Origin of the sequence: Comamonas squillarum, assembly GCF_025309455.1 — a bacterium.
GTDB lineage: Bacteria > Pseudomonadota > Gammaproteobacteria > Burkholderiales > Burkholderiaceae_C > Comamonas > Comamonas squillarum.
This window is the reverse complement of the sequence record NZ_CP104377.1, coordinates 2,080,372-2,094,485: the sequence shown is the minus strand read 5'-3', so window position 1 is coordinate 2,094,485 and position 14,114 is coordinate 2,080,372. Positions and strand designations below refer to the sequence as shown.

At 60.0% G+C, this 14,114-nt stretch carries 12 protein-coding genes; 3 read left to right on the top strand and 9 right to left on the bottom strand.

Features of this window, described 5'->3' with window-relative positions; genetic code table 11:
- Positions 1-239: 239 nt before the first annotated feature.
- The 9 genes from N4T19_RS09795 to N4T19_RS09755 form a co-directional block, all read right to left on the bottom strand.
- Positions 240-1,280, bottom strand: a complete 1,041-nt coding sequence (locus tag N4T19_RS09795) for a hypothetical protein (protein ID WP_232539410.1) — start codon at positions 1,278-1,280, stop codon at positions 240-242.
- Between the two features lie 248 nt (positions 1,281-1,528).
- Positions 1,529-2,233 (bottom strand): ligase-associated DNA damage response endonuclease PdeM, encoded by a 705-nt coding sequence (gene pdeM / locus N4T19_RS09790; RefSeq protein ID WP_116925787.1) that lies wholly within the window; start codon positions 2,231-2,233, stop codon positions 1,529-1,531.
- An 11-nt stretch (positions 2,234-2,244) separates the two neighbouring features.
- Positions 2,245-4,863, bottom strand: coding sequence for a ligase-associated DNA damage response DEXH box helicase (locus N4T19_RS09785; protein WP_260720095.1), 2,619 nt, complete (start codon positions 4,861-4,863; stop codon positions 2,245-2,247).
- A complete protein-coding gene (locus tag N4T19_RS09780; protein WP_260720093.1) occupies positions 4,856-6,571 on the bottom strand; it encodes an ATP-dependent DNA ligase in 1,716 nt (571 codons plus the stop codon). The genes N4T19_RS09785 and N4T19_RS09780 overlap by 8 nt, the downstream gene beginning before the upstream one ends.
- A complete protein-coding gene (locus N4T19_RS09775) occupies positions 6,568-7,602 on the bottom strand; it encodes a ligase-associated DNA damage response exonuclease (RefSeq protein WP_260720091.1) in 1,035 nt (344 codons plus the stop codon). Before N4T19_RS09775 ends, N4T19_RS09780 begins: the two co-directional genes overlap by 4 nt.
- A 202-nt stretch (positions 7,603-7,804) precedes the next feature.
- Positions 7,805-8,404, bottom strand: a complete 600-nt coding sequence (locus N4T19_RS09770; protein ID WP_260720089.1) for an SLATT domain-containing protein — start codon at positions 8,402-8,404, stop codon at positions 7,805-7,807.
- Entirely contained in the window at positions 8,405-9,712 is a 1,308-nt protein-coding gene (locus N4T19_RS09765; protein ID WP_260720087.1) for an SMODS domain-containing nucleotidyltransferase, read from the bottom strand.
- A gap of 425 nt (positions 9,713-10,137) precedes the next feature.
- Positions 10,138-10,905, bottom strand: a complete 768-nt coding sequence (locus N4T19_RS09760) for a FadR/GntR family transcriptional regulator (RefSeq protein WP_260720086.1) — start codon at positions 10,903-10,905, stop codon at positions 10,138-10,140.
- Between the two features lie 324 nt (positions 10,906-11,229).
- The gene (locus tag N4T19_RS09755; protein ID WP_260720084.1) at positions 11,230-11,796 is read right to left on the bottom strand and encodes a fasciclin domain-containing protein; all 567 of its coding nucleotides are present in this window, start codon (positions 11,794-11,796) and stop codon (positions 11,230-11,232) included.
- 258 nt (positions 11,797-12,054) lie between these two features.
- Between N4T19_RS09755 and N4T19_RS09750 the strand changes: the two genes are divergently transcribed.
- The 3 genes from N4T19_RS09750 to N4T19_RS09740 all read left to right on the top strand — a co-directional run bounded on the left by N4T19_RS09750 (position 12,055) and on the right by N4T19_RS09740 (position 14,016).
- Positions 12,055-12,627 carry a DUF3455 domain-containing protein gene (locus N4T19_RS09750; protein ID WP_260720082.1) on the top strand — a complete coding sequence of 191 codons (573 nt, stop codon included), beginning with the start codon at positions 12,055-12,057 and terminating at the stop codon, positions 12,625-12,627.
- Positions 12,628-12,691: 64 nt separating this feature from the next.
- Positions 12,692-13,270 (top strand): sigma-70 family RNA polymerase sigma factor, encoded by a 579-nt coding sequence (locus tag N4T19_RS09745; RefSeq protein WP_260720081.1) that lies wholly within the window; start codon positions 12,692-12,694, stop codon positions 13,268-13,270.
- Positions 13,267-14,016: an anti-sigma factor gene (locus N4T19_RS09740; protein ID WP_260720079.1), complete on the top strand. Its 750-nt coding sequence runs from the start codon at positions 13,267-13,269 to the stop codon at positions 14,014-14,016. Before N4T19_RS09745 ends, N4T19_RS09740 begins: the two co-directional genes overlap by 4 nt.
- Positions 14,017-14,114 lie beyond the last annotated feature (98 nt).

Genomic DNA, 14,114 nt, shown 5'->3' with positions numbered 1-14,114 from the left:
GCTTGGCTGTATGCGTACTCCGAGCAGCTCGCCCGCCTCCTGTGTCAGTGGGGCGCAAAAAAGGCCGCTGGTGGGCGGCCTGGGTGTCTTGGGGGGCTGTTCTTAGTGGAAGAACAGCGCAATCAAAATGATGATAGGGATTGGTACGCCAATCAGCCACAGCAGGATGGATCGCATGGTGGTTCCTTTCTAGGTTTGCCCGTGGGCAAAGGTTGTGTTCAGGTCAGGTCGATGGTCAATTACGCGTCGCGCTGGCGGCCGCCAAAGGTGGCAGACAGGCTGCCCACAAAGGCCCCGATCAGCAGCACCACAAACATCCACAGCAGCGAGTAGGCGGTGGCCTTGCGGGCTTGCTCGGCCGCTTGCTTGGCCTTCACTTCGGCGTCCTGCGCAGCTTGCTTGGCCTTGTCGATCTGTTGCTTGACCTGGTCGTAGGTGGCCTGCACCTTCTTCTCGGACTCTTCCTGGCTCATGTCGGTGCGCTGTGCCACCAGGCGGCCCAGGTACTGGCGGTCGTCATTGGACAGCGAGCCAGCTTGCAGCGAGTGCACAAACACGGTGCTCATCTCGCTGGCGTCATCGGCGGCGGAGCGGGCCTTCTGGGCGGCGTTTTGCGCGCTGTCCTTCATGTCCTGCTTTTGCTGCTCGGTGGGGCCGCCTTGGCGCAGCAGGCTGTTGATCCAGTAGTTCAGGTCCGAGCCCGATTCGCTGGCCTTGCCGACGGTGGCACCGGCAGCGCCGGTGATGGCAGCAGACGCTGCTCCGCCGATGGCACTGGTCGCACCGCTGGCGGCGCCGCCCACGATTTGCGCAGCGCTGGTCGCCACCGCACCGGCTGCCTTGGCCGTGCCCGAGATGGCGGCACCGGCCAGCGACCCGGCCACTGCGACCATCAGCATCGTGGCCAATGCCCAGGCCAGAAAGCCGTGGGCGGTGTCGCGGAAGTACACCTCATCGGTGTGCACCCCTTGCCACTTGGTGCGCAGGCGGCCAGCAATATAGCCACCGACACCAGCGGATGCCAGCTGGGTGAACACCAGCCAGGCCACCGCGCCCCAGCCAATGGTGTCGCCATCGGCGCCCCGGCCGGACCAGACCGACACCGACGACAGGCCCAGCCCGACGCCGAGCATGAACAGCAGCAGCGACAGCACCGCTGCAGCCAGCGCACCGGCAAAAATGGCGGCCCAGGAGACCGCGCTTTCACTGTGGCCCGCGATAGCGCGTGGTACGGCGCCAGCGACGACACGGTCGTCTTCTACGTATGTGGTGGTAACCATTGCTATTCCTTGTTAGATAAGGCTTTCATTCTGCTTTTGGGGCTTGAAATTCTTGTAGTCCAAATGCCGTCCTACCCGTGCGAGCTTGGCGGTTTACCGCATCAGCCGATCTGCGCAAAGGCACACCTGGCTTGGTGGTAGGCCTGTACATGGCGCAGAACCGACGCGAAAAACCAGGTGATAACGAGACACCAGAACAACGCCAAGGGCGGCAGCGGCGGGCGCAGCCCACGCAGCGAATCGGGCCGCTAGTACACCGCCACCGGTGCATGTCCCTCGTCGGCAAACAGCCAGGCATGCAGCGGCTGCACGGCCATCGGCCCAGAGCCGGTGAACTCAGAAAACGCCGGCAGGTTCAGGTAGGGCGCAGAGTAGGCCAGGCAAGGCAGGCGCTTGCGCAGCTGTGGCACGCGCATGGCAGGGTGGATATGGCCGTGGATATTGAGCGCAAAGTGGTGCACGCCCGGGCCCATGGGCTCATGGCTCATCAGCACCTGGTGGCGCACCAGGTGGGTGTGCACGTCATCGAGCAGCAAGGCTTCGGTCTGCAAGAAGCGGTCATGGTTGCCACGTGTCAGGCTAAATCGGGTTTTGAGGTTGGCGCGCCGCAGGTTCTGCCACAGCTGAAAGGTGTCTTCGCCAATAAAGCGGCCATGCACAAAGTCGCCCAGAATCACCAGCTCCTGGGGCTGCCATTTCTGCAAGACCTGGTGCAGGCGCAGCAGGTCTTGCCGTTGCACTTCCAGCGGCACGGCCACGCCTCGGCGCCGGAAGATATCGCTCTTGCCCAGGTGCAGGTCGGCAATGATCAGCAAGCTCTCCTGGGGCCAGAACAGCGCCCGCTCTGCCAGTACTAAAAACTCCATGCCGGCAATGCTGGCGGCAACATGGTCCTGGGGCGAGGGGGAGACTTGAATCGGGGAGAAGAGCTGGGCGGAATGCGTACCTGCCATTAAGAACGGTCCTATGGTTGCCGGGAGCGGCGCGCGCGGCGGGCCGCTCCCTGGGTCGGGGCGCCCGGGTGGGCGGCCTGTCGGTGGTGGGTGTCGCCAAGGCTTTGGCGCTCTTGCTGCGCGGCCATGCGCCGCACCTTGTCCTGCCAGGTCTCATTGCTGAGCTGGCCACGAAAGCTCTCCGCCCACAGCCCAAACGAGAACGGCGTGTGTTTGGCCGGAAAGCGCAATGCGATCTGCCGCCCTGCAATGCTGGTCAGCAGCCTTTGCATGGTTGGCAGGTGCAGCTCCTGGTCCAGCGCCTCTTGGCGGGCCTGGCGCAGCAGCAGGTGCTCGGGGTCGTACTTGCTCAGCACATCAAACAGCAGGCTGGCCGAGACCTGCAATTGCCGGTCGCTGGCGCGGCTTTTCTTGCCCGGCACCTTGGACTGCACCAGGCCGGCAATCTGTGCAATTTCCTTGAAGCGCTTGCGTGCCAGCTCGCTGAAGTTCACGGCAGAGCGCAGATCGGTATCCAGCCCGTCGAGTTGAAATATCTCTGACCAGTCCACCGCATTCGCGTCGATGGGCAAGGTGGGCTGGATCATGAGCCCGATCTCATTGCAGGCCCAGGCAAAGGTATTGGCTTGCCGATGCGCCAGGCGCGTGGCAATCAGCACCGCCAGCCCCTCATGCGCCACCCGGCCGGCAAAGGGGTAGACAAACAGCGGCGCCGCCTTGCCCGCCTGGGGGGCTTGGGTTTGGCCCACCTGCTCGATCAGCAGTTGGTCGGCATCTGGCACCAGCGAGCGCTGGCTTTGCAGCTGCAGCAAGGGCTGCAGCCATTGCAGCTCGCGCGCATGCGGTGCGTCATCGGCGGCAGGGCTGGCAGCGGCTTGGCTCAGCAGCTGCTGCATACGTTCGCCCAGGGATGAGGACATCGGCATCAGCGATCCCGCCCAGGCGGGCGTCAGCAGGCCCACCTGGGCACTGCGGCGCACCCAGGCGGTGTTGTTCTCCAGCCGCACCAGCACCAGGCTGCGGCCGGCAAAGTTGAATACATCGCCAGCGTTCAGGCGCGCGATAAACGCCTCTTCAACCGAGCCCAGCCGCGCGCCGCGCAGGTACTGCACATTGACTGCCCCATGCGCAGTGATCGTGCCAATCGACATGCGGTGCATGCGCACCACGCCGGTGTTGGCTGGCTGGCACAGGCCATCTTCGCAATGCAGGCGCTCGTACTGCGGGTACTGCACGAGCGAATCGCTGCCATGCTCCAGAAACGCCAGCACCGCCTGCCACTGGGCATCGCTCAGATCACGAAAAGCTGCGGTGCGCCGCACCTCGGCCAACAACTCCGGCGGCCTGAAGCCCCCCGCCAGCGCCGCGCTCATCGCATGCTGGCTCAGCACATCAAAGCACAGGCGCAGGGGCTCGCGCCGCTCATACACCTGGGCCTCGGCCAGCTCGCGCACGGCGGCAAACTCTGCGAGGTCCATCGCCTGGGTGGCAACGGCTTCCACATGCACGGCAGCACCAGGCCGGTGCTTGGCACGGCCGGCGCGCTGCACCATGCGGGCCACAGACCGTGCCCCGCCAATCTGGATCACGCGCTCGACTGCCGGGAAGTCCACGCCCAAATCCAGGCTGCTGGTCGCCACCACGCAGCGCAGGGTGCCAGCGCGCAGGCGCTGCTCCACCGACTGCCGTACGCCCTGGTCCAGCGAACCGTGGTGGATCGCCAAGGTCTCGGCATCTTCCGGCCATATGCTCGCCAGCGCCGTGTGCCACAGCTCGGCCTGCGCGCGGGTGTTGGTAAACACAATCGTGCTGGGCGCGCTGAACACCAGCTTGGCCACCTCGCCCAAATTGGCCAGGCCCAAATGCCCCGCCCAGGGCATGCGCGTGCCCAGCGGCGGCGTGATGCTGTGCAGATGAAAAGGCTTGGGCCGCATGTCCTGGACCAGCGCCGGCTCCTTCACCTGCCAGGCGCTCAGCAGCACATCGCTGGCCTCTGCCAGGTTGCCAATCGTCGCCGACAAACCCCAGACCTGCGCGCCAGGTGCCAGCGCCTGGATGCGCGCCAGGTTCAGCTGCAGCAGCACGCCGCGTTTGCTGGGCAAGAGCTCATGCCACTCATCCACCACGATGCAGCGCAGCTGGCTGAACTGCTCGCGGCTGCGCTCATGGCTCAGCAGCAGCGCAAGCGACTCAGGCGTTATCACCACCAGCTGCGCCTTGCCGGTATCGGTCAACCGCTTGTCGCGCGATGTGGCGTCGCCGGTGCGCATCGCCACTTGCCAATGGGGCAGCACGGCTGCTACCGGGCCGGTGATGCGTTCGCGGGTATCGCTAGCCAGCGCGCGCAATGGCGTCACCCACAGCATGCGCGGGCCATGGCTGGCACGCCCTTCAGGCGTCTCGGCCTCGGCCATCGCCTGCATCAAAGGCCCGCCCAGCGCCGCCAAGGTTTTACCCCGGCCGGTGGGCGCCGATACCAAACCGCTGTGCCCTTCGGCATAGGCGCGCCAAGCCTGTTGCTGGAAGACGGCCGCGCCTATGTCCTGCTCCTTCAACCAGTCGCGCCAGCGCTTGGCCGCGCGCTGCATCGCGCGGCCGCTGGGGGCCGTAGTTTGGTCCAGATCAGCCATCGGCCAGCTCCAGCAAGGCGCTCAATTGGTCGGCATCTTGCGCGGTCTTGTCCTCGCGCCAACGCAAGATGCGCGGAAAGCGCACTGCCACGCCCGATTTGTGGCGGGTGGAGCGGTTCACGCCTTCAAAGGCAATCTCAAACACGAGGCTGGGCGTAACTGAGCGCACCGGCCCAAAGCGCTCCACCGTGTGGCTGCGGATCCATTTGTCCAGCCGCAAAATCTCTACATCGGTGAGGCCCGAGTAGGCTTTGGCAACAGGCACCAGCGCATCGCCGCTCCACACGGCAAAGGTGTAGTCGGTGTGCAAGGTGCTGCGGCGGCCGCTGCCGCTTTGGGCATAGATCAGCACCGCATCAATGCTGAACGGGTCCACCTTCCACTTCCACCAGTCGCCCCGGCGCCGGCCTTCCTTGTAGGGCGATGCCAGCGCCTTGAGCATCAACCCCTCGGCGTTTTGCTCCGCAGCAGAGTTGCGCAGCGGGGGCAGGGCATCCCAGCTGTCAAACGGCAACTGCGGCGATATGCCCAGCGCGGGCAAGTCGGCATGGTGGATGATCCGCTCCAGCTTGACGCGGCGCTGCTCCAGCGGCTGGGAGCGCAGGTCGTCGCGTTCAAACTCGAGCAGGTCGTAAAACAATATGCGCGCTGGCACCGTCTGCATCAGCTTGGGCGAAGGCTTGCGCTTTTGGATACGGCTTTGCAGCGCGACAAAGCCCAGCGGCTTGTTCTGTTCGTAGTCCCAGGCCAGCAATTCACCATCGAGCACCATGTCGCTCGGTAGCAGCGCAGCAGCAGTCTCCAGCTCGGGAAAGCGGCCATCCAGCCGTTCCTCGCCGCGCGACCACAGGTAAGGCGCATGGCCCTGGCGCCGCACCAGCTGCACGCGGATGCCATCCCATTTCCATTCAGCCAGCCAATCCTTGGGGTCGCCCAGTGCCGCTGGCTCTTGCGGCAGCGGGGAGGCGAGGTAGAAGGGGTAGGGCTTGTCCAGCAGCTGCGCGCTGGTGTCCGGGTCCATCAAGGCCTCATAGGCCTGGGCGCTGGGCAGCCATTCGCCCACCATGCGGTGGGCCATATCGGCGGCAGATATGCCCACCAGGGGCGCCAGGCTGTTTTGCAGGCTGCGCTTGTTAACGCCTGCGCGCAGCGATCCGGTCAGGAGCTTGTTAAAGACCAGGCGCGAAGGCGTGTCCAGCTGCTGCCAGGCTTGTTGGATCGCGCGCTTGCGCTGCTCGGTATCGGCGGCCACCAGCGGCAGTAAAAATTGCTCAGTCCATTCGTCCAGACGGCTGTCGTTGTCGGGAGGCTTGAAGGTTGCGCCCAGCAAGGAGGCATGCCAGGGCGCATCAGCATCGGGGGCCACGGCAGCGCCGGGCGCAGCCACCAGCTCAGGGTGGTTGGCGCTTTGCTTTTGCCAGGCCGCCACCAAGAGCGACAAGGTCTCCGCCAAATCGCCCACCTGGCGGTAGCTCTCTTCCACCAGCCACAGCGGCAGGGCGGTCAGCTCGCTCACCCAGCTGCGCAGCTCGGTGGTGGTGGCCAGCCGGTTCTTGCCGGTGTTGACCTTGCCGCCGCTCAGCACATACACGGCCCAGGTCGCTTCGGCCGCAGTGGCGCCGGCAAAGTACTGCTGCAGGGCGAGCTCGCGGTCGCGTGTGCCCGAGGCCTCGTCCAGCAACTGGTACAGCGCCACAAAGCGGTTCATTCGGCCGCCTCCTCTTCATCGCCATAGGCGGTGCGCAGCCGCTCCGCCTGAATCCCCAGGCTCTGCAGGTAGGGGATCAGCGCATCGGTATTGCCATGGGTAGCCAGCACCCGCTGGGCGCCGCTTTCGGTAATCGTGTCGACGAGTTCCTGCCAATCGGCATGGTCCGATATGACAAAGCCGCGCTGCATATTGCGCCGCCGCCGGTTGCCGCGCAGCAGCATCCAGCCCGAGGCAAAGCCTTGCTCCACCTGTTTAAAGCGCTTGAGCCAGGCGGAATCTTGCGCGGAGGGCGGTGCCAGCACCATCCGGCCGGCAAAGTCGGTATCGGTGGGCACATCGGCCACCATCTCGGTGGCGGCTAGCGCAATACCCGCCTGCCGGTAAATATCGGTGCCGCGTGCCATCGCACCATGCAGCAACACGGGTGCATCCAGCTTGCCAGACAAGCCCGCCAGCACCCGCTGGGCCTTGCCCAGGCTGTAGGCATACAGCACTGCCGCCTTGCCCTGCGCCTTGCAATGCGCCACCCAGCGCTCAATGCGCTCTACCTCATGGGCCATCGTGGGCCAGGCGTACACCGGGTAGGCAAAGGTCGCCTCGCAAATCAGGGTGTCGCAGCGCAGCAGCTCAAACGCCTCGCAGGTCGGGTCTGGCTCGCGCTTGAAATCGCCGGTAAACACCCATACCGCATCGCCGTGCTGCACCCGCACCTGGGCGGAACCAAGAATGTGCCCCGCCGGGTGCAACGACACCTGCACTTCCCCCATCGTGATGGTCTGCCCAAACGGCAGCGCATGGATGTTCTGCTCCCCCAGCCGCCAGCGAAGAATGGGTTCGCTGGTTGTGCTGCAGTAGTACTCGCCCATCCCCACATGGGCATGGTCCGAGTGGCCGTGGGTGACAAAAGTGCGGTGTACCGGCTTCCAGGCATCAATAAAAAAATCCCCAGCCGCGCAGTACAGACCTTTGTCGGTCAAGGTGATGACGTCAGCGGGTGGGGCATTGGCAGATGCAGAAGCAGCGAGCATGGGCAAATTCTGCGGCTGCGGGGGTGGGGGCGGGCGTCAGAGTTTGCCTTGTTGGGGTGCGGGAGCGTGGGGGCGAGATTCGTGCACGTTCTCGGGATGCGGTGATTGCTGAAATTGCTATTGGATTGATTTAGTAATAACGGAAAGTTATTCTTAGCTCAGCATTTTTTAATGTGCTTGGGTATGTGGAGGTAATAAACGTTCATGCACACCCGTAAAATAATTTGAGTTTTGGTATTAATGATGTTACCAGTACCAATACGGCTAATATTAATGCTATGTAACCGCTTAGTGGTATTTTGTCTCTAAAAAAACGAAAGTTTTTTTGTTTGTGGATCCAATCAATTTGTAATTGCCAAAAAAATTTATAATGCGCATACCAATCACTAAATAATATTTGTTTTGATATAGTTGCGTTGTAATATTTTGATTCTATTTCTTTAAGTTCTTTAATGTAATCGTCGAAATTTGTTTGATTTGAGCAATTGACTTTTAGGTATAGTTGGCGAAGTGCATTATATAATTTCCTAAGTTCAATGCCAACTTCTTCGTAATTAGATTTCTTTTCGTCATACAGTGCAATATACAAGCCAATCACGCCAATTATGACAAAAGTGGCTGAATAAAATTTATCCGCCAATGAATCAAATATCAAAGCATATACACCGAAGGCAATCGATATGAAACCAATCCAACCAGGTGTCTTGGTTACTATATCGAAAGTCGCGAAATGCTTGCACGAACCAAAACCGACGTTGTATCCGGTTTCAGCGATATCATTGAGTAAATTTTCTTTATTCATTTAATTTTCGCTAATTGGTACATCAATTCGACCCTTCGCTACAACCACGTTGTCTTTTACCGCATAGCACTCAACAATGTGCTCTCCTGAAAATGATGTTGATTCTATTTTTTCGTGTTTTCCATCATCTTTGATTATTTGCCCTCTGATGCAGTCCTTAGCTTTTGCTTTGGGTCCTCGGTTCAATACTTTCCAATAAATAGAATATGGCTCTGGAGTGTCGTTATCACTAATATAGAACTTTAAATCTTTTTTAATGGATAAGGGCATTCTTCTTTGTAAAAATGAATTCAGTAGTGCAGGTTGAAAGCCATTTTGACTCACTGTGCACTCTAATTGAAGGTTGTATCGAACATCAACTGGAAACCTATCATCGATGAATTCTTCCGTATTTCTGTATTGAGAGAGGGATTTTGCGATATACGCTTCGGTGACCAAAAGAACCTTGGAAGGAAAGCGACGACCAAATATTTTTTTCCATTTTTTATTGGCATCTTTATCTTCGCTTATCGATGCTTCGATTGCTTCTAAAGATAGGTTGTATGCATTTTCTGCTGCTTTTCTAAAATCTTTTTTTACCTTGACGTGCTGCCCACTTCCTAGAGCTCCATATCTATCTTTTTTTGGCTCTTCAGAGAGATATTTGAAAAAATCTCGGCACATGTGATCGTAATACATGTAGCTTTTGTCATTGTAGTCGTTCGTGCTTCTCAGGAAATTATGCGCTAACGTATCAATTAACAGGCCTCCCATCCCGACTCCGTGATAATTTTTCCATGCTCTGGTCATTTTGCATAATCTGCGAAGGTTATTATTCTTTTCTTCATTAAAATCCTTCATGGCACGTATTTCTTCGCGTGGTTTAGTTATTTTCCACTTTCCGCCACTATACGTGTCTGGGTATTTAAAGCTTCCATCATCTTGTTCAAAAACTGGCTGTACTTCCACGTGAAAATCATTGTAGGTAACGCAAACTACCAAGCGATCTTTTTTGATATTGGTTGACGAATATCTTGATTTTATTGCATCTTTAACATCATCTAAGATTTTGGATTGTCCTCCGGGTACATTGTATTCTTGCCACTTCCCCTTTGGCATAATATACAGCATATCCAGATCTGATATTCCATCAATAGCTGTCCATCGACCATATGATCCCACTTGCAAACAGTTCACTTTTTTTGATTCTGTGTCACGAAATTTTTTATTTAGTGCGGATGTGATTTCCCCATACCGGAGTTCAATTGTCTCGTGGTTCTTTACGGAGAGATTGATTAAAAACTCTTTGAAGGTTTCTCCAACTTTCAATTGCTGACTCCCATAATTACGAAACAGATGTAACTGATAGTGTATATGATTTCGCCTCATCAAGCATCACATGTTGGCCATGTGAACGTCTCGCAACGTTGAATCTTAAAGCACTAAGTTACGTAGCACATGCCACTAAGCTAGGTAGTCCAAGCCCGGTCATGACGTCTCAGCCCGAGTGTTACACTTAGATTCGATGGGTTTGCAAATGACTGATTCGCTGCACCCCCTGTTTCTAGAGTGCATTACGTGTTGTGGAGATGGACTACTTTCCTTTAGCTGCCCGTTCGAAGACTTCTATCGAAATTTTGGGACAGCAGGTATTGGGTCTTCACCATGGCAGTAGGCTGAGAAGTTAACCGGAATGTCAGCAAAGCGGCATTGAAAGCAAGTAAGCTAAATTTTTCAGGACCAAGGTGCGCGAGTCACGCCTTCCCCCCCAACAACACCCGAGCCAACCGCTCCCCATCCTGCCGCCAAAACGCCGGATCCGCCTGCCGGATCCGGTCAATCGCGTTATTCATATGCGCTGTCGCAGCCGCCCGCGCAGCCGCCGGATCCCCCGCCTCAATCGCCTCCACAATCCGCGCATGCTCTTGCGTCACGGCAGCGGCAAAATCCTGCCGCCGCGCCTCATTGGCGCGGGTAATGCGCGTGGCACCCGCCAGCACCTGCGACAGGTAATCCAAAGTACTGAGCAGAAAAGGGTTGCCGGAGGCCTGGGCGATGACGCGGTGCAGGGCGACGTCTTCGGCTACACCGTCTTTGCCATCGGCTACGGCTTTGGCCAAGGCCTTGACGCCAGCGCGGATGCGGCGCAGATCGGCGGTGCTGCGGCGGGCGGCCGCTAGTTCTGCCACTTCGGCCTCTAACGCGCGGCGTACTTCTACGATTTGGATAACGGCCTCTTGCGAGGCGGCATGGCCTTTTTCCAGATCGAGCGGTTCAGCCCGGGGGGCTTGCACAAAGACGCCGCTGCCTTGGCGCGAGGCGACCAGTCCGCTGGATTTGAGGCGGGACAGGGCTTCTCGCACTACGGTGCGGCTCACCCCAAACTGCGCGACCAGCAGCAGCTCTGTGGGCAGGCGGTCGCCCGGTTGCATGTGTCCTTGCCGAATGCTGGCCTCCAGCGCCTGGGCCACTTGGTCGGCGAGGGAGTTGGCGGCCTTGACGGGCGTGAAGGAGATCGGCATGCGTGGGCAGGAGCTGGTTGCTGGGAGTGGGCGCTGGCTGCTGCCAGGCCGCAAGATGGCGCTTACTGTACTCCAGCCCAGGGGCGGCGCCTGCGCCTTAGGCGCAATGGATGGCTATGCCGTGTTTTTGGACAAAAGGCGCGCTGCTTTAGATGCAGTGGCTACACCTGCCGCAGCGGGGCCATCTGCTTGCACCCGGCCTGTATATGCCAGCACGCAAACGCCAAAGCTGCAGGCCCATATCGGCGGCCTGCAGCGGGGTGCCTGGTGGCTACAGCCCTGCATGCACTGCAGTGGCTGCGGCCCCATCAGCGGATGCCAGCCTTATTTAGGCAGCAGCACCTTGTCGATCACATGGATCACGCCATTGGATTGGTAGACATCGGGGATGGTGACGGTGGCGGTGCCGCCTTTCTCGTCCGTCAGCATGACCTTGGAGCCTTGGGCTTTGGCCACCAAGGTACCGCCGCTGACGGTCTTGATGCTGGCCATGCCTCCGCCATCCTTGATCATCTTGCTGATCGCTGCGGCATCCCACTTGCCTGCCACCACGTGGTAGGTCAGCACGGTGGTCAGCATGGCCTTGTTTTCAGGCTTGAGCAGGTTGTCTACCGTGCCGGCGGGCAGGGCGGCAAATGCTGCATTGGTCGGGGCAAACACGGTGAAGGGTCCGGGGCCCTTCAGCGTATCCACCAGGCCCGCTGCCTTGACTGCTGCCACCAGGGTGGTGTGGTCCTTGGAGTTGACGGCGTTGTCGATGATGTCCTTGGTGGGCAGCATGGGCGCGCCGCCCACCATCACGTCTTTGGCGATCGCCGCCATGGAGGTGCTTGCCACCATGAAAGCCATGCCATAAGAGACCAGTTTGCGCGTACTTTGGATCGAGGCCATGAGATGCTCCTTGCGTGTGGATGAACAGCCGAAAAAACGTTGCGGCTGTTTGGAATACGCAGCGGATGGCGCAGTGGATTCAACAAATCTAGAAATAGTTTTGCAAAGAGGTGAAGCAGGGGAGTGATGCAGGGTGCGCAAAAAAATTCTGCATCCACTGCATCCAAACATGCCACAGAGGACTAGTACTACTAACAGCACACACCAAACAGCGCTGTTTTTACTCCCGTCCTGTCCCCCTAACTTAGGAGAACTCGTATGTTGACCTCTCGCACAGCTCCCCGTATCGCCGCCATCGCCACCGCAGTGGCCTCCCTCGGCCTGCTCACCGCCTGCGGCTCGATGCATAAAAAGGACATGGCTTTCTCGCAGGCTTCGCTGCCAGCAGAAATCCAGGTGCCAGCCGGCCACAAGGTGGCCTGGGAGACAGTGGGTAGCGGTGACATCACCTACGAATGCCGCGACAAGGCCAATGCCCCCGGCCAGACCGAGTGGGTGTTTGTGGGCCCCGATGCCGTGCTGAAGGACCGCGCTGGCAAGACGGTGGGCCGCTACTATGGCCCACCCGCTACCTGGGAAGCGAATGATGGCTCCAAGCTGACGGCAACGCAGCTGGCCGTGGCGCCATCGGGTGCCGGCAATCTGCCCTACCAGCTGGTGAAGGCCAACCCTGCAATGGGCAGCGGTGCACTGGTGGGCGTGAGCCATATCCAGCGCGTGGCCTTGAAGGGCGGTGTGGCACCGGCTGACAAGCCTTGCACGCCAGCACAGAAGGGCCAGAAGGCGGTGGTGCAGTACCAGGCTGACTACATCTTCTGGAAGCCTATGTAAGTTTCTGTGCGGTAGCGGCTACACTCGAAGAAGGACGTCTTGCTCCTTCTTCCCCTAAATCTCCATGCCGCCAGCCGCTTTTGTGACCGACGACAGTTTTGACCATGCCTTGGCGCTAGAAGCTTGCGCACGTGGCGACCGCCATGCGCTGCAGCGTATCTACGAGCATGAATCGCGTTATCTGCTGGGGGTGGCCTTGCGCATAGTGCGCAACCGCGCCGCAGCCGAGGATGTGCTGCACGATGCCTTTGTGGCGATCTGGAGCAAGGCCCACAGTTTTGATGCGGCGCGTGGTGCGGCTAGAGGCTGGATCTATAGCATTGTTCGGCATGCCGCATTGAACCGAGTGCGCAGCAGCGCCCGCGAAAGCACACTGGATGAGCCGACCGCCGCTGCCTATGAGGCCAGCGCCGCGATGGCTGCCTGGCAGGAAGAGGGCGATGCCCTGGACCGCCAGGCCCAACTGGGCCGCCTGGGCCAGTGCCTCGAAGGGCTAGAGCCGCAGCGCCGTGAATGCCTGCTGCATGCCTATGTAGATGGCTGCAGCCACAGTGAGATTGCAGCGCGGGTGCAAGCCCCGCTGGGAACCGTCAAAGCGTGGATACAGAGGGGCCTGCGCGCCCTGCGGGAATGCATGCAATGAGCGCCGATACCAACAACCATTTGCCGCCCGATGGCGACAGCCCGGACGACCTGCAGACGCTGGCCGGCCAGTATGTGCTGGGCACGCAGGATGCTGCAGAGCGCCGCGCAATCGAAGAGCGTCTGCAGCATGACCCGGAGCTGCGCGCCGCCGTGGATGCCTGGGAACAGCGCCTGCAACCCTTGACAACTCTCGCCCCACCGCAAGAGCCGAGCCCTGGCCTGTGGCCGCGCATTACCGCCAGCCTGTGGCCCGCAGCCGAGCCGCAGCGCGCCGCCGCCGCAGTGCCGCGCCGTTGGTGGGATTGGGACAGCCTGGCGCTGTGGCGTGGCCTGGCCGGCAGCGGTTTTGCAGCCGCTGCGGTGCTGGCCGGTGTGCTGGTGCTGGGCCCCGCCCCTGCGCCTGGCCCCGCCCGCTACTTTGTGGTGCTGGCTGCGCCGCAAAGCCAGGCCCCTGGCTGGCTGGTGCAGGCCCAGGCGGCTGACCGGCTGCGCCTGGTGCCGCTGGGCTCCGATGTGGTGCCGGCCGAGAAATCCTTGCAGTTCTGGACCAAGGCCGATGGCTGGAGCGCCCCGGTGTCGCTGGGCCTGGTCAAACCGGGTGAAGCGATTGAGGTGCCTGTGGACAAGCTGCCGCCGCTGCAGCCCAACCAGCTGTTTGAGTTGACCCTGGAGCCCGCAGGTGGATCGCCGATTGGCAAGCCGACGGGGCCGATCCAGTTCATCGGCCGTGCGGTGCAGATCTAGCGCGAGTCCATTCCAAAGCACAAAGGGGCCTTCATAGGCCCCTCTGCTTTGGTCTGCCTGATTTCGGCAGATATCGACTGGGATCGGCAGATCAGCGG